General features: G+C 34.6%; 22 protein-coding genes, 2 pseudogenes and 1 other annotated feature (1 of these 25 running past the window's edge). Of the genes and pseudogenes, 15 read left to right on the top strand and 9 right to left on the bottom strand.

The annotated features are described in order from the left end of the window. Positions 1-65: 65 nt before the first annotated feature. From AC1DKZ_RS25670 to AC1DKZ_RS25655, 4 genes and pseudogenes are all read left to right on the top strand, one after another. Positions 66-524 (top strand): hypothetical protein, encoded by a 459-nt coding sequence (locus tag AC1DKZ_RS25670; protein WP_476997323.1) that lies wholly within the window; start codon positions 66-68, stop codon positions 522-524. 57 nt (positions 525-581) lie between these two features. Further along, a complete protein-coding gene (locus tag AC1DKZ_RS25665; protein WP_476997322.1) occupies positions 582-980 on the top strand; it encodes a phage holin family protein in 399 nt (132 codons plus the stop codon). 26 nt (positions 981-1,006) lie between these two features. Continuing rightward, a complete protein-coding gene (locus tag AC1DKZ_RS25660) occupies positions 1,007-2,035 on the top strand; it encodes a GH25 family lysozyme (protein ID WP_476997321.1) in 1,029 nt (342 codons plus the stop codon). A gap of 12 nt (positions 2,036-2,047) precedes the next feature. After that, a pseudogene (locus AC1DKZ_RS25655) lies at positions 2,048-2,116 on the top strand (N-acetylmuramoyl-L-alanine amidase); the annotation flags it as partial. A gap of 83 nt (positions 2,117-2,199) precedes the next feature. Here AC1DKZ_RS25655 and AC1DKZ_RS25650 read toward each other — a convergent pair. The 4 genes from AC1DKZ_RS25650 to AC1DKZ_RS25635 all read right to left on the bottom strand — a co-directional run bounded on the left by AC1DKZ_RS25650 (position 2,200) and on the right by AC1DKZ_RS25635 (position 5,235). Beyond that, positions 2,200-2,769 carry an imm11 family protein gene (locus AC1DKZ_RS25650; RefSeq protein WP_476997320.1) on the bottom strand — a complete coding sequence of 190 codons (570 nt, stop codon included), beginning with the start codon at positions 2,767-2,769 and terminating at the stop codon, positions 2,200-2,202. Between the two features lie 164 nt (positions 2,770-2,933). Beyond that, complete coding sequence (locus tag AC1DKZ_RS25645; RefSeq protein ID WP_476997319.1) at positions 2,934-3,467, bottom strand: hypothetical protein; 534 nt, start codon at positions 3,465-3,467, stop codon at positions 2,934-2,936. A gap of 164 nt (positions 3,468-3,631) precedes the next feature. Continuing rightward, on the bottom strand, positions 3,632-3,973 hold the full coding sequence (locus AC1DKZ_RS25640) for a YolD-like family protein (protein WP_476997318.1): 342 nt from the start codon (positions 3,971-3,973) through the stop codon (positions 3,632-3,634). Beyond that, positions 3,970-5,235 carry a Y-family DNA polymerase gene (locus AC1DKZ_RS25635; RefSeq protein WP_476997317.1) on the bottom strand — a complete coding sequence of 422 codons (1,266 nt, stop codon included), beginning with the start codon at positions 5,233-5,235 and terminating at the stop codon, positions 3,970-3,972. Before AC1DKZ_RS25635 ends, AC1DKZ_RS25640 begins: the two co-directional genes overlap by 4 nt. A 114-nt stretch (positions 5,236-5,349) precedes the next feature. Here AC1DKZ_RS25635 and AC1DKZ_RS25630 point away from each other — a divergent pair, with 114 nt between their 5' ends. After that, on the top strand, positions 5,350-7,425 hold the full coding sequence (locus tag AC1DKZ_RS25630; protein WP_476997316.1) for a hypothetical protein: 2,076 nt from the start codon (positions 5,350-5,352) through the stop codon (positions 7,423-7,425). Between the two features lie 373 nt (positions 7,426-7,798). Continuing rightward, complete coding sequence (locus AC1DKZ_RS25625) at positions 7,799-8,443, top strand: hypothetical protein (RefSeq protein WP_476997315.1); 645 nt, start codon at positions 7,799-7,801, stop codon at positions 8,441-8,443. A 236-nt stretch (positions 8,444-8,679) separates the two neighbouring features. Here AC1DKZ_RS25625 and AC1DKZ_RS25620 read toward each other — a convergent pair. The 3 genes and pseudogenes from AC1DKZ_RS25620 to AC1DKZ_RS25610 all read right to left on the bottom strand — a co-directional run. Beyond that, positions 8,680-8,877: pseudogene (locus tag AC1DKZ_RS25620) on the bottom strand (LexA family protein); the annotation flags it as partial. A 102-nt stretch (positions 8,878-8,979) separates the two neighbouring features. Beyond that, positions 8,980-9,813, bottom strand: a complete 834-nt coding sequence (locus AC1DKZ_RS25615) for a helix-turn-helix domain-containing protein (protein ID WP_476997355.1) — start codon at positions 9,811-9,813, stop codon at positions 8,980-8,982. Between the two features lie 641 nt (positions 9,814-10,454). Next, positions 10,455-11,132: a hypothetical protein gene (locus AC1DKZ_RS25610; RefSeq protein ID WP_431182138.1), complete on the bottom strand. Its 678-nt coding sequence runs from the start codon at positions 11,130-11,132 to the stop codon at positions 10,455-10,457. A 109-nt stretch (positions 11,133-11,241) separates the two neighbouring features. Between AC1DKZ_RS25610 and AC1DKZ_RS25605 the strand changes: the two genes are divergently transcribed. From AC1DKZ_RS25605 to AC1DKZ_RS25585, 5 genes are all read left to right on the top strand, one after another. Next, positions 11,242-11,889 (top strand): HD domain-containing protein, encoded by a 648-nt coding sequence (locus AC1DKZ_RS25605; protein ID WP_002012557.1) that lies wholly within the window; start codon positions 11,242-11,244, stop codon positions 11,887-11,889. Then, positions 11,886-13,781: an ABC-F family ATP-binding cassette domain-containing protein gene (locus AC1DKZ_RS25600; protein ID WP_002127139.1), complete on the top strand. Its 1,896-nt coding sequence runs from the start codon at positions 11,886-11,888 to the stop codon at positions 13,779-13,781. Before AC1DKZ_RS25605 ends, AC1DKZ_RS25600 begins: the two co-directional genes overlap by 4 nt. A 75-nt stretch (positions 13,782-13,856) precedes the next feature. Next, entirely contained in the window at positions 13,857-14,588 is a 732-nt protein-coding gene (locus AC1DKZ_RS25595) for a Bax inhibitor-1/YccA family protein (protein ID WP_002085937.1), read from the top strand. A 95-nt stretch (positions 14,589-14,683) separates the two neighbouring features. Further along, positions 14,684-14,938, top strand: a complete 255-nt coding sequence (locus tag AC1DKZ_RS25590; protein WP_061688393.1) for a DUF4318 domain-containing protein — start codon at positions 14,684-14,686, stop codon at positions 14,936-14,938. A gap of 161 nt (positions 14,939-15,099) precedes the next feature. Beyond that, positions 15,100-15,438: a single-stranded DNA-binding protein gene (locus tag AC1DKZ_RS25585; protein WP_476997314.1), complete on the top strand. Its 339-nt coding sequence runs from the start codon at positions 15,100-15,102 to the stop codon at positions 15,436-15,438. 49 nt (positions 15,439-15,487) lie between these two features. Here AC1DKZ_RS25585 and AC1DKZ_RS25580 read toward each other — a convergent pair whose 3' ends face one another. Then, positions 15,488-16,078 (bottom strand): TetR/AcrR family transcriptional regulator, encoded by a 591-nt coding sequence (locus tag AC1DKZ_RS25580; RefSeq protein ID WP_219302138.1) that lies wholly within the window; start codon positions 16,076-16,078, stop codon positions 15,488-15,490. A gap of 144 nt (positions 16,079-16,222) precedes the next feature. Continuing rightward, a complete protein-coding gene (locus tag AC1DKZ_RS25575) occupies positions 16,223-17,356 on the bottom strand; it encodes an FAD-dependent oxidoreductase (RefSeq protein ID WP_476997313.1) in 1,134 nt (377 codons plus the stop codon). A 257-nt stretch (positions 17,357-17,613) separates the two neighbouring features. Between AC1DKZ_RS25575 and AC1DKZ_RS25570 the strand changes: the two genes are divergently transcribed. From AC1DKZ_RS25570 to AC1DKZ_RS25555, 4 genes are all read left to right on the top strand, one after another. Next, entirely contained in the window at positions 17,614-18,741 is a 1,128-nt protein-coding gene (locus AC1DKZ_RS25570) for a conserved virulence factor C family protein (RefSeq protein ID WP_476997312.1), read from the top strand. Positions 18,742-18,744: 3 nt separating this feature from the next. Then, on the top strand, positions 18,745-19,128 hold the full coding sequence (locus AC1DKZ_RS25565) for a thiol-disulfide oxidoreductase DCC family protein (RefSeq protein WP_219302141.1): 384 nt from the start codon (positions 18,745-18,747) through the stop codon (positions 19,126-19,128). An 82-nt stretch (positions 19,129-19,210) separates the two neighbouring features. Further along, positions 19,211-19,645: a BrxA/BrxB family bacilliredoxin gene (locus AC1DKZ_RS25560; protein WP_002012568.1), complete on the top strand. Its 435-nt coding sequence runs from the start codon at positions 19,211-19,213 to the stop codon at positions 19,643-19,645. Between the two features lie 49 nt (positions 19,646-19,694). Beyond that, complete coding sequence (locus AC1DKZ_RS25555) at positions 19,695-20,471, top strand: class I SAM-dependent methyltransferase (RefSeq protein ID WP_476997311.1); 777 nt, start codon at positions 19,695-19,697, stop codon at positions 20,469-20,471. A gap of 40 nt (positions 20,472-20,511) precedes the next feature. Continuing rightward, positions 20,512-20,552 (top strand) — a binding site (T-box leader); it runs 174 nt beyond the window's last position.

Raw genomic sequence — 20,552 nt, 5'->3', positions numbered from 1 at the left:
CGAACAAAATAAGGATTTGAATAAAATAGTATAGTATTATAAATATTGAACGGAGGTGATATAAGATGGGACCAATTACTACAAGTGTAGTTACTTCATTAGCTGTTAATTACTTCACTGGTTTTACGGAGCCATTGGTGCGTAAGTTTTTCGCAACGACATTTCAATATAAACCAGAATTAGAAGCTAGGTTAATAGAATTAAAATCTTCTCGTGATATTGAAGCAGTTTTTCAAGAAGCTATTGATGTCATTGATTTGAAAGCCAATCAAGGGGAAATCGAAATGTTTGGTGGATTGGTGCAAGCCATTAAAGGTATTCGATTTGATCATATGAATGGTCTTGTACATATCAATGGTACAACAGTTTCGTCGAATATAATAGTTACAGGCGGAAGTGTTAATTCTACGGGAACCACTATGATACAAGAAGGTTCTTTATTAAAAACTCAGGGAACAAGTATTTCAGTAGGACAAGGTTGTTCGATTAGAATTACAGGTAATGCACAAATCAGACAAACTTAATATCAGATATGAAGAGGAGCGATTTCGCTTCTCTTTTTATTTTGAGGAGATGAAGAGATGGAACGTATTGATGTATTAATGAAATCATTTATAGCTACGTTTGGTGGCTTCTGTGGGTATTTCTTAGGCGGATGGGATGCAACATTGAAAATTTTAGTGACGATGGCAGTTATAGATTATTTAACTGGCATGATAGCAGCAGGATTTAACGGGGAATTAAAAAGTAAAGTAGGTTTCAAAGGCATCGCCAAAAAGGTGGTGCTTTTTCTTTTGGTTGGAGTGGCATCGCAATTAGATACAGCGTTTGGAAGCAACAGTGCTATCCGTGAAGCAACAATCTTTTTTTTCATGGGGAATGAATTGTTATCACTTTTAGAAAACGCTGGACGTATGGGAATCCCACTTCCACAAGCTTTGACAAACGCGGTTGAAATTTTAGGTGGTAAACAAAAATAAAAAGATAAAAAGGGAGATGTTCAATAATGAAAAAACATATTATCGATATTTCAAAATGGAATGACAGTATTAATTGGGATGTATTAGCTCCTCAAGTTAGTTTAGCGATTTGCCGTGTTCAATATGGATCAGATACAGTAGATGGATTATATAAACAACATGTAGCGCAATTAGAGAAACGTGGCATTCCACATGCTGCCTATGCGTATGGATGCTATGTTTCTGTTAATGATGCAATTGTAGAAGCGAAAGATTTTATGAAAAGAACAAATTCAAATGCTAAATTCTTAGTGCTGGATTGTGAGGATGATACATTAAAAAGTTGTGGCCCCGACAATCTAGCAGCTGCTTCTCAAGCTTTTATTGATACATGTAAAGCGGCAGGTTGGAAAGTCGGATTTTATGTATCACATCATATGTACAATCAATATGGTTTAAATAAGGTGAAAGCAGACTTTTTATGGGTTCCTCGTTATGGAAGTAATAAACCTGCCTATGCGTGTGATCTATGGCAATATGCAGACGGAGAAACAGGCGGTTGGCTTGATGGTGTAGGAAAAGTTGACTTAAATGTTCTAAATGGAGACAAGCCATTATCTTGGTTTATTGGTGGTAATGAACTAAATCCAATTAACCCAATTGATCCAATTCAGCCTATTCAAAAAGAGGGAATTGGACATGCAACATCGAAATACGATGATGGTTATGGTGTGAATCTATATGAAAATCCTGCTGATCCTATTTTTGCTGGACGTATCACACAAAAAATCCCTTACTTAATCCATAAAGGATACTGGGGTGGTGGAGAAAAGAATATGATCTGCCTCGGAAATGAAAAACAGTGGGCTTACCTAAAACATTTTGATGTTCAATGGTTCTATGCATACACTAAATATTGGCCAGGGTATCAAATCCGAACTTACGATGGACCGAACGGCAATGACACTGGTTTTGTGGATGGAAGCGAGCCGTATCAATTGTTTAATAGACAAGATGGGCATATTGATATTGGTGGTAATCGTTGGATTCGTGAGGAACATGTAATTATTAAGTAATAGGTGGTTTCAAAAGTACACAACAACAAAGGTAAAACATACTATGTAACAGCAAATGAAGCCTATGTGTATGTGAGATAGCAGGTAGCAAAAAAAGCAGAACCTGATGGGAGTTAAGGTTCTGCTTTTTTATAATGTCTGTCAGCTTTTGAAAGTCATTTTAACTACATATTTGATTCCGAATCCCATACCTCTACAAATTCAAAGCCTTTTAAGTCACTTTCTAAGACCATATTTCTAAACTCATCAGATACCAAAAGATAATTTGGGTGAATTTTTTTATTTATATACACTTTAAAAACCATTTCATTTTGAACCACACTAGGGATAAATGAAAATTTTTCACACCCTATTATTAAACCTGAACTTAATTTTTCGAATATTGTATTATCAACATTAAGTGCATCTAATACACGTAATACGTGAATAACATAGTATTTTTCGTTTGCTGTTTTATGGATTAGGGGGAGAAACTCAACATTATTTCCTACCAAAGGTTCTAATATTTGCTTAGCTTTCTCACTAATTATTTGTACACCCGATTTCCCCCAAAAAATAGGACAATCACTTTGATCCCCTTCATCTATTATTTCGATAAATTTAGCGGCCCACGAATCTGATAAACTTATCGTGGAATTAAAAGCGTTTTTAAAATACTTCTTGTCCTCTTCATAGTTTGATAATTGGAAAGTTTGATAATCATTAGTTGAACTTTTTAATTGCCAAATTTTCATCTTTTTTCCCCTTTACTATTTTTCTAGCATAAATAAAATTATTCCTTCTTCGGTTTATTTAATTTTAATTTACCATTTACAATGGCAAAACATACTATGTAACAGCAAATGAAGCGTGTGTGTATGTGAAGTGAAAAATAAGAGCCGTCAAATGACGGCTTTTTTTAATTCGCTAATTTAGTATTTCCAGGTACATACTTAAATGATTTTTCTCTTCCTTCTTCAAATTCATCATTCCAAATAAATTTTACCGAAACGAATTGACTACTGATAAGGTTAGATCTAACTTCAAATGTAACTGATAAACCCGCACTAATTTCATTTGGAATAAAATTATCATCCAAATTCGTTAATTTTATTCCATCATATAAATAAATAGTCGGATATGAATCCCCTGGTTTTATATCATTCTTTTGTATTTTTTCTAATTCATTATCATTGATAGTGATTTTAAGGTTTTTTGCATCAGATTCTCCTTTATTACTTATTTTTATTAATTTAGCACCATTTAAATTACTATCTCCTTTTATTTCTTGCCAAACTATCTTTGCTTTCTTTTTATCATCTTGCTCATGTTTAAATTTTTCTTTGTTAATGTTAGTATTCTGCCAATTAAAATATAAAGCAAGGCAAGAAAAAATCAAGCTAATCACACTAATAACGCCAGTCCAAGTCCAATTATTTAGTATGTAATCCAATAAAATAAACACCCTTTCTTTATAGTGATACCTTTTATATTGGATTTATGATTTTGCTAAGTAAACGAAACGCGTTAAAAATAGATCTAACAAATTTCACAGTATCGTCCCCCTTAAATTAAGTAAATCATACCAATTAAAGGAGAAAATTGTAAGGTTGTTTTTTATTTAGTATTAATAATATTAATAAATTTCAATGTTAGTTTATTGTAAAATGCATCCCTACAGATTATAGATTTATTTAGTGGATCTATATCAGTTACAGTCATGTAGCTAGTAAGCAGATGTCCATCTTCATAATATGTAATTAGTATTTCCTCTTCAGATAACAATGAGCACAATAACATGTTCTCAATAATTTCTTGTTCTTCCCGTGTTAATGTTGGTCGTTCCACTTTCATCTTATCTTTAACGATTTCACTAATACCAGCGAATTGCTCCGGCATCGCAGCGAATGGAGTCCATTTGACCATTCCTCTTCCTTTGGGCATATTAGCGTTGTTCATGCCTTATGTCCTCCTAACAATGTATTTCTGTATCTTGCTGTCGCACTATTTGTATACGAAATTCCTCTTAATATGCTGTTCTTACCAAATTTGGTGCGTATTTCATCCATTACTTTAGTTAATTTCATTTCCTTTTCTCGTTGTATTACATTATCGAATAGTGAGATTTGTTCTTCGCCTTCATTAATTAAGTTAGTTAAAGAAACATTGATGGATCTAATGGGTTCTCCAGTATAAAACTCATGTAAAAAATATGTACAAACATTATATATATCCATTGTTAAATTTGTTGGTCGGTTCATAGTGTGAGTTTTCCTGATACCACCAGCGTAATTTTTACTGTAACCAATGGAAAAATGAATTGTTTGAGCTAGTTTGTTTTGCTTTCGCATCCGATAACAAACTTCCTCAATATGTTCCAGGAGAATAATTGGGAATTCTTCTATGGTGTAATCGCGCATAAGTATTTGGCTTTTACCAATAGAAGTAGTTGCTGGAACGTATTTTTCTGATATGCGGCTAAAATCAATGCCGTTGCTATGTAAGTGTAATTCTTCTCCAATTACACCGAAATTTTGTTTTAAATATTTGAGGGGGTATTGCGCCAAGTCTCCGATTGAATGAATTCCTTTTCGGTTTAACTTCGCTTCTGTTTTACCCGAAATTCCCCAAAATTTACTGAGTGGTCGTATTGGCCATAATTTTATGGGTACATCTTCGTACTTCCAGTATGCTATGCAATCTTCTGTTTTCTTTGCCTCCACATCTAAAGCTACTTTGCTCATTAAAGGATTAGGACCAATTCCTATCGTGCATTCGATTCGTGTCTTCGCATATATTTCACGTTTGAATTTCAATGCGAACTCATACGGATCGTTAGCAAACAAATGAATACTATCCGTAATATCCATGAAGAACTCATCGATGGAATATTGGTGGAAGTCTTCAACAGGCACGTATTGTAGAGCTAATTTTGTGATGAAATTGGAGCATTTTATATAGGTGCTCATAATTGGATTTACCACAAGAATGTCTTTTCTACGAGGAATCTCGTATAGCCTTGCCATCTTCTTTACACCTAACGCTTTTAATGGTGGAGTTGCAGCCGAAACAATTGAACCACTCCTGTTCACATCACCAACTACAGCTAATTTCGTGTGAAGTGGATCTAAGCCCATTTTGATACAGCTGACTGAAGCATAAAAGCTACGAAGATCTACACATAAAACAATTCGATTTGGCAATATTGAATAGTCATACACCGTTATTCTCCCTTAAATAACGGAACGCTTGTTCTTATTATATACGAATTTATGTTCTTTTATGAAGAGGTTTTTGTAAAAAAAATAAAAAGAGGATAAAGTGGAGGTTTTTTTATGAAAAGAACCTATAAAGAAATTCACCTAATTATTAAATATGAAAGACTTACTATCAAACATTTGCTATTATTTGTATATAGAATTAAAGGAGTGAACACTTTGACGGATGACAATTTAACGGAGGAAAATACTAATATATATCGTGAATTAGAAGATGTTGTTTCGGCTTTGAAAAAGGCTAAAGAAGATAATATAAATGTAAACTTATTAATTGGAGCTGGATGTTCTGTAACAGCAAATATTCCTGCAGCACAAGGTATGGTTGATGCTATAAAAAAAGAATTCCCTGGGGAATTCAAACGTGCAGAAGAAAAAAACTATCCTAATTGTATGTCTAAACTTACACCTTCCGAACGTAGAAATTTAATCTCCCGAATTGTAAAAGATGCAAAAATTAACTGGACACATATAGCTATTGCGCAACTATTGAAACATGGATATATAAATCGTATTTTAACACTTAATTTTGATAATTTGGTTCAACGTGCTTGTTCCTTAGTCAATGAGTTTCCAGCTATCTATGATATGACTACTTCTTCCGAATTTAGAACAGATTTACTATTTGATAAATCTGTAATCCATTTACACGGACAGCATACAGGGTTTATTTTATGTAATACAGGAGAAGAAGTAGAGGCACAATCTAAAGTCTTACAGCCTATTTTTGATCAACTTGATCAGAAGAGTTTATGGATTGTTATTGGATATAGTGGTAATAACGATCCCATTTTTAGGTTGTTAGCAAAAAAGAAAATTTTTGAGCATCGTCTCTTCTGGATTGGCTATGAAAATAATCCTCCTTCTACAATGTTAAAATCAGATCTTCTCTCTGATGACAAATATGCATTCTTTGTAGAAGGATATAATTCTGATGATTTTTTTGTACTTGTTTCTCAACAATTAGGGTGTTTCCCACCAACTTTTATTGGAAAACCGTTTACACATTTGTCTGAAACACTTGATACACTAGCTAGATACAGGATCCCATCAGTTAATCATAAATCGGTTAGATATGGAAATGCTGATGATAATCACGCTATTCATAGCTTAACAAAAAACGTAATTCAAAAAGCCATTAGTAGTATTGAAAATAATAGAGAACTTATGACTCAACATTATACTATGGCTGGACTTTTTGATGAGGTAATAAAATTGGCAGATCAAACTCCGGATAAGGATGATTTGGAATTTGAATACCAAGTAATTAATGCCTTGCGTCAAAAAGATGAGTATCCAGCCGCAATTGAGCGTTTGAATCAGTTAGATAGTATACTTCCTAATACTTACGAAATTAAAGATAGATTAGCATCCGCTTACTTTATAAACGGATATACAAAAAAAACTACAGATTCTAAGAAAATTGATTTAGAAAGTCTAAAATCATCTATGGATATCTCAATGAGAGCATACAATGTATCACCCTCATTAGATAGTATTAAACGTTGGGAGACACGCGTGGGGGTCATGCATGCTTTTTCGTTTACATCTACTCATGATGAAGAATTATGTGCATTTTTACGTGAATCAGCAAATGTTTTTATTAAACATTTAAAATCTTTCGCATCAGATAATAGTGATAAATTGATTTCTACAGGCTTATACATGAGTGCAAAAATATATGTAGAAAAACAAGATTTTGAATACGCACAATTTATATTAGAAAGTTTACAAGATATAAATACCTTAGATACAGATTCTCAGGCGAATATAATGGCTACATGGGGATTATGGTATTTTAGAAATATAGATTGCGATTTCGATACAGCTTTAAAAAAAGGGGTACAATATTTTAAAAAAGGAATAACTTTAATAAATAAAAATCCTAATGGTGATTCGAATGATAACTTGTACATTACAATTAAACAAAAATTCCTACTGGAGCATGCTAAATTCCTATTACAACATGAACAGCCAAGAGAAGAAATAATCTCCATACTAAAAAAATGCATTGGGTTAGGTAAACTTCCTGGTCTAGATGGTGATATGCAAATAGAGGCAACTAGCATATTAGAATCTATAAACATTCAAAATACAACTCTATCACAAGTAGCTTCTACTAATTCACCAGACTAACTATAAAAATGCTTTAGATGAAAGGTAAGTGTTTTAAAAGATAAAAAACAACTGTTTACGGTATAAAAGTAGTGCTATTTTCAAGGGGGATTTTTTATTTCCTTCTTGGAAAGGGGTAGAGTCAGGAAAATGCGCATTTACAACGATAAGCATTTTGATACAAATCTTATGAGACATTATGAAGTCTAATTTATAGGTGATTTGATTATGTACCAATAGGCTTTACTCTATTGAGATTGTGAAGTTTCCTACTTAAACTAACGGGGCAGGATAGTTGAAGAAGGTAATATTATGACTAAAGTTGTACATTATAAAAGGTGTACATTTATTATTTGGCTTTTCTCACATAAATTATATCAGGAGGTATTAAAAAATGACTGAAACTAAATTACCAGAAGATATAACAGGAGGTGCCATGCGTTGTGTCAAAGTTCAAGTGTTTTATACGCAAGACGTAGACTTTGGAGATAAACGCACGATTCAGGACAGGGTTGCTGAAGATTTTAACGAAGTAAGTAATAAAATTTGGCCATTAGCTTACCCAGTTGTTGATATACAACCAATTGCAATATCTTTTCCTAATAATACTATTCCAGTTCCTTTTCCAAATTCCTTAGTACAAAACTCAAAAGATGGACTCCTTACTGTATATTATTTAGGCAATATAAATTTCCCTGTAGCTTACGCCGACTCTCGTTTCGAAGCAAAAGGGACTCTAGACAATGATGGTAAGCCAAGTCTAGGTCATTCAATTGTATTAGCCAATAAAGCTCTCTTTAATGGTTCTTATAGACGGATGTTAGGTCACGAATTGGGCCATTTTTTCTTTTTTAATCCCGAGGCAACTGATCCTAATCATGATGATGACGATCCTGATTCTCCAGATCCAAGTGATCCTTCTCATTATTTAGGACCAAATCCTAATTTAATGAATAGAGTGACCACCTCTGAAAATGTAACTAACATTCAAGCTGAAGCAGCTATCTTTAGTCCTCAAGTCGATGTAGGGTGTCGCTGAGTTCGTATCACAAATATTTAAAGCTGAAGCAGGAAATCGTTAATGTTTCCTGTTTTTAATTCTTTAAAAATCTCTCTGAATAAACATCATCATTTTCTTGAGCTAAGTCTTGTATTAAAAAAGACCAAGGATTTCTCCTTAGTCTCAAAACAAACATGGACCCCTTTTTATTCTTGGAATTCCCCAATTTTCCATGTTGTTTCCTCTTTTCTACTTGTTCAAATGTTGTTTCCTACTAAAACTTTTATTGTACGTGGTTTGGATGGATCGCGGTGAATATATCCTTTTTCTTCTAAGTGCATTAAATGCCCGTGTGCTGTGGAACAGGAAGCAAGTCCAGTCGCTTTACAGATTTCCCTAACAGTGGGTGGATATCTGTTTTCTATGACTTTTTCTTGGATGAAAGTTAATATTTGAGCTTGTCTACTTGTTAATGGCTTCGTGGTGTATACCTCGCTTTATGTATGGAATATCTAACCATATAATACCAGGGTGTTGAGAATAAATCAAACACTCGTTCGTATTTATCGAAGGTATTATGCTCCCATAAACTCTTTATCAAAGTAGAACTTGTCCATTAAGTTGTTTACAATCCCATTGAAATAAGCGAATTTACCCTTGTTCATTTTTGTGCCGGCTTTAATTTTCATAACAAATTCTTTAATAGCATTTAAGCCAATAGTAAGCTCTTGTTCGTTAGTGAATGCTTTATTACCTGTAGAGAAGTCTGTAACTTTATTGCACTGTCTTACAACCTTCCACAGCTCTTGAATCGTTTTTGACTCACTGTAAAAAGAGCTAACTAAAGAAATAAAACGTTCTGGTACCCAGTGAGCAACAAAATCAGCTTGTTCAATATTCTCTTCTGGAGTATTGCTATTCTCATTACTATTACGTTTGTTTATATCTTTTATATTTTGTTTTAAGGAAACAGGGGTTGTTTTAATGGTAGGACACTTTGTAGGACTTTTTGTATCTACCTTGTTGGACACTTCTTCCAAAATTGGTTGAATAATAATAGCATTAGAAGTTTGAAGCATATCTTTTGTACGCTTCATTGCTACTTGTTTAATCATCTCTAGATCCACAAGTTTCTTCATTAAACGTTGTACAGTTTTATATGAAACTTCCATCTTTGCAGCAATTCTATTTTTGCAAAGGAAACTAACACCTACATATTTACAGCTGTGGCGCTTTAAAATTTCAAGTAATGCAATTAGTTTAGATTGTACGTCAGTACGTTTAATAGACATACGGATAGTGTCTCTGTATGTACGTACAGTTTTATTTAGTTCTTCTACTTCCTTAAATGTAGAAAGATTGTGGAAGGATTCTTTAGTTGCGATAACATCGATACGTTTCTTTTCCATCATTAATTAGCCCCTTTGTATAAACAAAAAAGCAACAGAATGCCATGTGTAAGCAAACTGTTGCTAAGGAGCCCTTACGTACTGTAAAATAGTCCGTAAGAGTACAGCAAGTGTTTGCCTATCTAGAGTAGGCGGACGGTATATAGAGTGTTGGTAGCACCTTATATACACGCTGTGCTCTTTTGTTTTAGATTTAAAAATGCCCGATAATTACCCGGAAAATGCCCGATTTTATACAGTGCATTTTGGGTTATTTTGATTTATCGAATATACAAAAGGCTGACAAAGTAATGTTTCACAATGAATTTGATTTGAATTAATATCCTGAAATTTGTTCCGCACACAAGTTCAACAATGGGAACGGTAATAACTATTTATCAAGGTGATTGTAATATAAGATTTATTGCAGAAATGTATGTTAAATGAATTGTTTTTAAAATAAAAATCGATCTAATACAGTTTAATTAAAAGGATATTATTTGCTCACATTTTGCTCACAAATAATATAAAAACACGTGAAAAAATATGAAATTCCCTATTGAAATAGAATATAATATAACAAATGAAAAAGTGTCACAAATGCTTGTATAACAGGCATTTGTGACACTTTTATAGGTTTATTTAACACAAAATGAATAAGATTAAAACTGCTCATTCTTCTCCCAAGATTCTACAATATAATGAGCAATCGTTGGGTTGAATCCTTTACCAACTAAGAACATAATCGCAGCAACTTCTGTTAAAGCATGTTTGTGTGATGTATGTTTCGCTTCATTCAAGCCGTAATCTACCCAAGGTTTTACGAAATCAAGTACAGGTTTCTTTAAAGGTAAAAACTGTGTACCGACAACTTGTTGGATTTGTTGTTGCGTTGGTTCTGTAATAGGTCCAGGTGGTAAAATTTGTGGTTGTGTAATATCTAAAGTCGGCCCAGGTGGTAATATTTGTGGTTGCGTCGGATCAATTGTTGGTGGTTTAGGTGGTGAGACACGTGCGTCATAGTTTGGGTGATACATTTGTTGTTGGTATGGATTTTGTTGATATTGTGGTTGCGTCTCGTATGGAGTACCTTGAAATTGAGGTTCTTGGCTAGGTTGTGCTACGTATGGATTTTGAGGATATTCATAATTTGGACGTGTGTCATAAGGGTTTTGAGGATATTCAGTTTCTTGATTTTGCGGTGTTGCGTATGGATTTTGTTCGTATTGTGGCTCTTGATGTTGTGTCTCTTGCTCCTCATATTGTTCAGCATATCTTTGTTCCTGATGTTGAGGATAAAGAGGCTGTTGTGGGTAAGGCGGTTGGTTATTATAGAACATTTTTATTCCTCCTTCATAATGATGCCTACCACCTAGTGTATGGGCGGACAAGAAAATATGTGATGAAAAAATGCGGGCGTGTTACAATAAGTAACTGGGTGAAGATAAAATGATAAAACAAGAAAAAATACAAAAAACAATAACTTTCGTAAAGCATATTTTAGAAAAAGATGCGAGTGGGCATGATTGGTATCATATTGAACGCGTACATAAATTGGCGATTTCTTTATCCGAGCAAGAAGGGGGAAATCGTTTTATAATTGAAATGGCAGCATTACTTCACGATGTAGCAGATGAGAAGTTAAATGAGAGTGAAGAAGCAGGAATGAAAAAAGTTTCTGATTGGTTAGAAGAGTTACGTGTTGAAGAAGATGAAAGTAAGCATGTTCTTCATATCATCGCCAATATGTCTTATAAGGGCGGTCATGGTGGCACAGTTGAGTCACTTGAAGGTAGAATTGTTCAAGATGCGGATCGTTTAGATGCTCTTGGTGCAATTGGAATAGCTCGAACGTTTGCATACGGAGGAGCGAAAGGGAGATTAATGTATGATCCAACTATCCCTCCTCGAGAAGTGATGACGAAAGATGAATATAGAAAAAATAATGATCCATCTTTAAATCATTTTTATGAAAAGCTTTTAAAACTAAAAGATTTAATGAACACGAACGCAGCAAAACAAGAGGCTGAAGTTCGTCATCGTTATATGGAACAGTTTATTGAACAATTTATGAAAGAGTGGAATGCACAAATATGAAAATGTTAACTGTGGAGAACTTATCGAAATCATACGGAGAAAAACCGTTATTTGATGGATTATCATGTAGTATTACAGAAGGACAACGTGTCGGAATTATCGGTGTAAACGGTACTGGTAAATCAACGTTATTAAAAATTATTGCAGGATTAGAAACTCCTGATACAGGTGATATGACGCATTCACGCGGATATACAATTAGTTATTTATCACAGCAACCAGAGTTTGATGAAAAACTAACAGTATTAGAGCAAGTGTTCCATGGTGATACACCTTTAATTCGTCTTCTTCGTGATTATGAACAATCGTTATTAAATATCGAAAAAGATCCAAGTAATGAAAAAGTACAGGAACAATTATTTGCAGTGCAGCAACGTATGGATGCGATGAGTGCATGGGAAGCAAATGCGAATGCAAAATCGTTATTAACGAAATTAGGAATTACTGATTTTACAGCAACTGTTGGAAACCTATCTGGTGGACAAAAAAAGCGTATTGCAATGGCGCAATGTTTTATTGAAACACCTGATTTATTAATTTTGGATGAGCCTACGAACCACCTTGACCATGAGACAGTTGAATGGTTAGAAGAATATTTAGCAAGATATACAGGTGCGGTATTACTTGTAACCCATGATCGTTATTTCTTAGATCGTGTGACAAACCGTATTTTTGAATTAGATAACGGTAAACTGTATAGCTACGAAGGAAACTACAGTACATTTTTAGAAGCGAAAGCACTTCGTGAAGAGCAAGAATCGGCACAAGAATCAAAACGCCAAAATTTATATCGTCGTGAACTTGCTTGGATTCGCCGTGGTGCAAAAGCCCGTTCTACGAAACAAAAGGCGCGTATTCAGCGTTTTGATGAGCTGAAGGGACAAGAAGGACCAGCAGCGAAGCAATCAGTTGATATTGCACTAAGTGGAAGTCGTTTAGGAAAGAAAGTACTTGAATTAAAAGATGTAACGAAAAAATTTGGTGATAAAACAGTATTACATAACTTTAATCATATTGTGAAGCCTGGTGATCGTATCGGAATCATCGGAGCAAATGGAAGCGGAAAATCATCACTATTAAATATGCTTGCAGGAAAATTCTCTCCTGATAGTGGTGAAATTGAAGTAGGACAAACTGTAAAAGTTGCCTATTATACGCAAGAAAATGAAGAGATGAATTTAAACCAGCGTATGATTGAATACATTAAAGAAATTGCGGAAGTTATTCATACGACAGACGGAAAAGTAATTGGCGCATCTCAAATGCTAGAACGTTTCTTATTCCTACCGCATTCACATGGAACAACGCTTGGTAAACTATCTGGTGGCGAAAGAAGACGGTTATATTTATTGCGTATTTTAATGGGAGAACCAAACGTACTATTACTTGATGAGCCTACGAATGATTTAGACACACAAACATTAACAGTGCTAGAAGATTATTTAGAAGATTTCCCAGGTGTCGTTTTAACTGTATCGCATGACCGTTACTTCTTAGATAAAGTAGTAGATGAATTGTTCATCTTTACTGGCGAAGGCGAAGTGCGTGAATTCCTAGGTAGTTATACAGAGTATTTAGAAATGGAAAAAACGAGAGAACTCATTGAGAAAGCAGAAGTTCAAAAGGAGAAAAAAGTAGTAGAAGAGGCTCCGAAACAACAACGTAAACGTAAACTTTCTTACAATGAGCAGCGTGAATGGGAAACAATTGAAGATACAATTGCACAACTAGAAGAGAAACTTGAATCAATTGGAGAAGAACTTACGAATGTTGGATCTGACTTCACAAAGGCCCAAGAATTATCTGAAGCAGGGCAGAAGATAGAAGAAGAGCTAGAAAAAACGATGGAACGATGGAGTGAACTATCCGACATCGTTGAAGGATTAAAATAAAAACAAGCTGCATATATTGAAAAGTAAAGAGAAAAACTTTACACTATTGGTAGAACCTATTTTAGGAGGGAAAAAATGAGAACATCTAATCCAATGTTGAAAAAAGAGGCATTCCGTAAAGAGGGAGCAAATACTTCTGCGATGACTATTGGCGGAACAGTAGGCAAAACGTTTATCATGCTTATCTTGCTGCTTGCAACGTCTGTCTATTCATACATACAGATGACGCAAGGTACGATGAAGATGCCAGTATTAATTGGCGCTTTAGTTATTGCGGCAATCGTCGCATTTGCGTCTATATTCTTCCCGCGCATTTCACCTATCGGTGCGCCAATCTATGCAGCGGTAGAAGGGGTTGTATTAGGGAGTATTTCAGCGATTTATACAATGAAATTTGGCGATACTATCGTTTTAAACGCTGTCTTACTAACAGTTTCAATTCTATTTGCAATGCTAGTGTTGTATGCAACACGTGTAGTAAAGGTAACTGATAAATTCCGCACAGGTGTAATCGCAGCGACAATGGGAATTATGGTTATGTATTTAATCGTATTCTTACTAAACATGTTCGGTGTTACAGTTCCATATATTCACCAAGGTGGAACAATCGGTATTATCATTAGTGCAGTTATTATTGTAGTTGCTGCATTAAATCTATTACTAGATTTCGATTTAATCGAAAGTGGCGCACGTAGTCAAGCTCCAAAATATATGGAGTGGTACAGTGCAATGGGTCTAATGATGACGCTAGTATGGTTATACTTAGAAATTCTTCGTTTCGTTTCTTACTTTACGAAAAATGACTAATAAAAAAATCCTGCATGAAATGTGCAGGTTTTTTTGTTTTTAAAGATAAATTGAAAATATGGATGTTGGCGACTTAAATTGAAGGGGGATGGAATATGATGAAAGAGAAAAAAGGGATTATGAAAAAACTATTTTCTAAAAGTTTTTTCATAGAACTAGATAACGCTTTAACATATCCGTCAGCAGAAGTCATTCGTTCAGCTATTGAAGGACATGCGACAGAATGTAATGAACAATTGAAATTTGAGAGTAAAGTTAAACCGATTACTTTCTACTTAGAAAATGTAATGTACCGCGCTGAAATAAAGATGGCTCGCGGAGGATATTACATATCTTGCAGTGAAGTATAATATTTTTGGAAACTTTACATGTTTAAACTATGTAGGATTTCTTTTTTTGATTTGTAAGATATAAAGTAATAATTTTTGCTAACAAACATATCATTTTGCGCTTTTTACCCTTCCAACATTTTTCTTTACAATGAAGAAAAATATGTGAGGTGGTATAACTTATGATGAATCGAGTTGTATTAATCGGTAGATTGACAAAGGAGCCAGAATTATACTACACAAAACAAGGTGTCGCTTATGCACGAATATGTGTTGCGGTGAATAGAGGGTTTCGAAATAGTTTAGGTGAGCAACAAGTAGATTTTATTAATTGTGTGATATGGAGAAGGTCGGCTGAAAATGTAACAGAATATTGTACGAAAGGCTCACTTGTTGGGATTACAGGGCGTATTCATACGAGTAATTACGATGATGAACAAGGAAAGAGAGTATATAGAACTGAAGTTCTGATTGAGAGCATTACATTTCTGGAGAGAAGGAGGGAGGGGTCATCGCAATAAGATGTAAAGAGTATTAAAAGTTAAGAGGGCTTTGTAGCATAGCCCTCTATTATTTTTGATTGATACCTTCCCAAACAACATCTAACTGTTGATTGAGTATATTTTTCGGATTTGTTTCATTAGAATTTAATAGGGATTGGGACATGAGTGTATAAAAATAAGTACTCATAATAGTAGAAGTGATAATATTTATATCCCATTGACTGTTTAATTTTCCTGTTTCTTTCGCTGCTGTAATAATTGAAGACAAACTTTCTTGTAGCTGTTGTATACTTTTTAATTCATTTTCTACTAAGTAGTTAGATTTAATAATTTCAAAAACAGCATGCTTCATTAATTCTCCATGTCCAGTAAAGCGATCTAGTAAGTCTCCTAAAACAAGTTTGATTCGTTCTTTTGGATGTTCCACATTTTCATACGTTTTTAAACTTTCATTCCATAGTTCAATTTGAGAATCACCTAAAAATAATAATATGTTTTCTTTTTTCGGAAAGTAGTTGAAGAAAGTTCCTTTTGCAATCCCGCATGCAGTAGTAATATCTTGAACCGTTACATTTTCGTACCCACGTTCTTGAAAGAGCTGTACTGCTTTTAGGAATATAAGTTCTTTTAATTCTTTTTTTCTCGTTTCTCTAAGCATATAATCGACTCCTAATACAAACAATTATATCTGTTTATTAGAGTATCTCAAATGAAATCTTATTTCATGCCTCCTAATTTTACTGTTTAATACAATTGAAAGAAGGATAGAGAGAATTCCGTTCATACTTTTCGTTGGAGTTTGTCATAAATGAAAACTGTATAGTTCATGTGCTTGCCTATTAGAAATCCATTTCGGAATATGTTTCATTGCTTGGTTTCTTAGTATAGTTAAAGGTTTACTTTCTATTTGCGCCATTTTTCCAACTTTCCACGCAGTGTTTGAGATTTTTTCAATTCTTTCTCGTCTTTTTTGTTCGTATTCTATAAATGCTTGGCGATAGTGGGCATTATTTTTGATGCATTCAGCAAGAATAATAGCATCTTCAATTGCCTGACAAGCTCCTTGGCCTAAATTAGGTGTAAGTGCATGGGCAGCATCCCCAATAAAGACGATGCGTTTGTCAAAAAACTGTTTCATTGGAATAATGTCTACAATATCACGATGAATCATATCAATGTCAGAGGCGTTATTTAAAATAGATGGGATGGGGTTATGGTAAGTTTTGAAATGATTATACAAATCTGCTGTTGTGTAATCCTTGTATTTGGGATCTCTAGCTTTAGCGTTTATGAGCGCATACCAGTATACTTCGTTGTTTGGGAGAGGGACGATACCAAATCTACCGTTTGTTCCCCAAGTTTCAATAAAATCGTTTGTTAAAGATAGACTATGAGCTGGAGTTACGCCGCGCCAACACGTATAACCGGCATAACGATAACCGTCACTTTGTGTTACTTGTTTTCGAACGACAGAATGAATACGATCTGCAGCAATGAGTATATTGCCGAGTGCTTCACTACCATCTTGAAATAATATTTTTAAGGCGTTTTCTTCATTTTGTTCTATTTTTACGCACTCTTTTCCCCATTCGACAGTACCTTCTTGTAGTTCGGAAAGTAGCAATTGATGTAAATCTTTTCTATGAATGGAGTACATTTTTGGATAACAAGCTGGAATGGTCAATTTACTAAATATAGTTCCTTTTTCGGATACAAGGTTAAAACCGTCACTTTCGTTGCCAAATTTTTTTATTTGCTCAGAAATTCCATATGGTTCAAGTGCTTGCATCGCATTTGGGGCAATGATAATACCTGCACCAGCAACAGTAGTTTCAATATTTTTGTCATATACTTTTACATCTAAGCCTATTTTTTGTAAGGAAATTGCTGCGCAAAGACCAGCAATACCACCACCTATAATCATGACATTATTCATTTGTTATCCCTCCACAATTAAGTGACTTAACTCATAAAATGACCATGGTCATTTTATGAGTTAAGATTAATACCTTTTTTTGTTATTGTCAATTAGACTTTTAACTATAGTTCCGGAACGATTAGGTGAAAATAGAAATAATTGAAATTCTAAAAATGTAGAAGAGGAATTAGTAAAATTAAGCATCCGAGTAGGAGTATAGAGGGGTAACATGTTACAATACAGCTAAGAACACGCAATAAAGGAGAGTTTTTTACGTGAAGATTAAAGCAATTGAACCGACGCCAAGTCCAAATACAATGAAAGTTATTTTGAATGAAGTATTACCATCAGGAGCGCGTAATAATTATACAAATGAAAATAAAGAACAAGCACCAATGCAAGTGCAAGAAATTTTGAAAATTGAAGGCATTAAAGGTGTATATCATGTAGCCGACTTTTTAGCAGTGGAGCGAAATGCGAAGTATGACTGGAAAGTTTTATTACAACAAGTTCGTGCTGTTTTCGGCGAAGAGGTAGTAGAAGAAAGTGAAGAACAACAACTTTCTCATTTTGGAGAAGTGRAAGTGTTTGTTCAAATGTTCTTTACAATTCCGATGCAAGTGAAGTTAACAGATGGAACCTCAGAAGAGCGTGTTGGCTTACCAGATCGTTTTAAAGAATCAATTATGAAAGTGCAAATGTCTGCACCTAACGTTGTGAAAGAGCGTAAGTGGGTAGAGCAAAGTACACGTTACGGTAATTTTGAAGAAATCGGGAAAGAAGTAGTAGAAGAACTTGTTGCTGCTTATTCAGAAGAACGTGTAAATGAAACGGTTAAAGAATTATTAGATCAAGCAGGTGCTGTTGAAGTAACGATTCAAAAGCGTGAGCCATATAAAGTAACAGAAGAGATGCTGAAAGATTCTGACTGGAAAAACCGTTTTGCAGCTTTAGAACAAATGGATCCAACGGAAGAAGATATGATGGTATTGAAAATGGCATTAGATGATGAGAAAGTATCTATCCGCCGTTTAGCAACAGCTTATTTAGGTATGGTAAAAGGTGATGGAGTATTGCCGTTATTATATAAAGCGTTATTAGATCGTTCAGTAAGTGTTCGTCGTACAGCAGGAGATTGCTTATCGGACGTAGGTGATCCAGCAGCGATGTTCGTTATGATTAAATCTCTGAAAGATTCAAGTAAATTAGTACGCTGGCGTGCAGCAATGTTCTTATTTGAACTTGGTGATGAAAGTGCAATTCCGGCACTAAAAGCAGCAGAAGATGATCCGGAGTTTGAAGTGGCGATGCAAGCACGTTTAGCTTTAGAACGTATTGAAGGCGGCGAAGAAGCAAAAGGATCAGTATGGAAGCAAATGACGGAGTCTCGTAAAGGGGAATAGTTTATGATTGTTTTCTATGATAGTTGGTGCCCGATGTGTACGGCGGTTGCAGAACGTACGAAAAGATTAGATAAAAAGGGTAAGATGAAATTTGTTTCATTTCGAGAGGAAGATGTAGTTGAGAAGTATGAACTTTCTCAAGAATTACAAAGTAAGATGGAGCAAAGATTGTATATTTTAAAAAATAATAAGTGGTATGACGGAATTCATAGCATTAACGTATTAGCAAAGGCCGTTCCATCTTATTGGTTTGCAGTACCTTTTATAAAACTATCTATCGTACTTGGATTTGGAAGTAAAGTATACGATTATATTGCCAACAATAGAAAACTTGTCCCAGTTGGACACTGTCGTGAAGGGGTTTGTGAAATCCCTACAAAAAAATGAGATCATCGTTATCTTTCTTTTGCACCTATTAATAGAGCGTGATATGATAAATTTGGAATGAAAGTTGAAGGAGAGATACAAGATGTCAAATGCATATGAAGAATACATGCGTCAAATGGTAATTCCAATGCGCCAAGAGTTAGTGCGTTCTGGATTTGAAGAGTTAACTACAGAAGAAGCTGTAACAGAATTTATGGAGAATGCATCAGGTACAACTTTAGTAGTTGTAAACTCTGTTTGTGGTTGTGCAGCTGGTTTAGCACGCCCATCAGCAGGTCAAGCGGTTGTACGTGCTGAAAAACAACCTGATCATCTTGTAACTGTATTTGCAGGTCAAGATAAAGATGCTACTGTAAAAATGCGTGAATACTTCGGAGAAATTCCTCCATCTTCACCATCTATGGCATTACTAAAAGGAAAAGAAGTAGTGCACTTCATTCACCGTCATGAAATTGAAGGCGCAACAATGGACGAAATTATTACAAACTTAGAACAAGCTTTCGAAAAGAATTGCTAAAGTAGGGGGAGAGTGAATCTCCCTCTTTTCTTTATATAGAGGTGAAAAAATGATAGTAACAACAGCAGGAAGAACAAACAAAGAAATGACAGCTTATGCAAAAAAGGTAGCGGAAGAATTAAATCTTTCTTTCATTAAACGTAATGACATACCAGTACATAAACTGCATGAGCAGTATGAACAAGATGTACTTGTCGTAGGGAAAAATCGATTAGCCATTTATCCAAAAGGTACGGAAGAGTCGTTTTTCTTTCATCCAAACTCAGCGATGTTTCGTGTGAAAAGGTTAATGCGCGGAGAGCACGATCCGTTTGTACAAGCTGCTAAATTAGAGAGCGAAATGACAGTATTAGATTGTACGCTCGGTATGGCGTCAGATAGTATTGTAGCTAGTTATGTTGTTGGTGAAAGTGGAAAAGTAACAGGGCTTGAAGGAAACGAATATATGGCTTATATCATGAAAAAAGGCTTGCAAACATGGTCTTCATTCGTTTCTGAAATTGATGAAGCAATGCAACAAATCGATGTGAAGCAAACGGAGCATTACGCATTTTTAACACAATGTGAAGATAATAGTTATGATGTCGTTTACCTTGATCCGATGTTTGAAGAAACTGTCATAGAATCAGATGGAATTAAAGGATTAAAACACTTCGCTTTGTATCATGATATTACTGACGAAACAATTGCGGAAGCAAAGCGTGTGGCGAGAAAGCGTGTCGTTCTGAAGGATCATTTCCGTAGTGCTAGATTTGAAAAACATAATTTTCACGTATACAAAAGAAAAAGTGCTAAGTTTCACTTTGGTGTAATTGACCCTTGCTAATTGTTTGAAAAGATGTATAATAAGCAATAATTAATTAAATATACTGTCTGTGATGAAGAGAGTAGTCTTTTTTAGAAGGAA

This window comes from Bacillus sp. 05T21, assembly GCF_056396785.1.
Note: the sequence above shows the minus strand (reverse complement) of the source record. Positions and strands in the feature narration are given on the sequence as shown.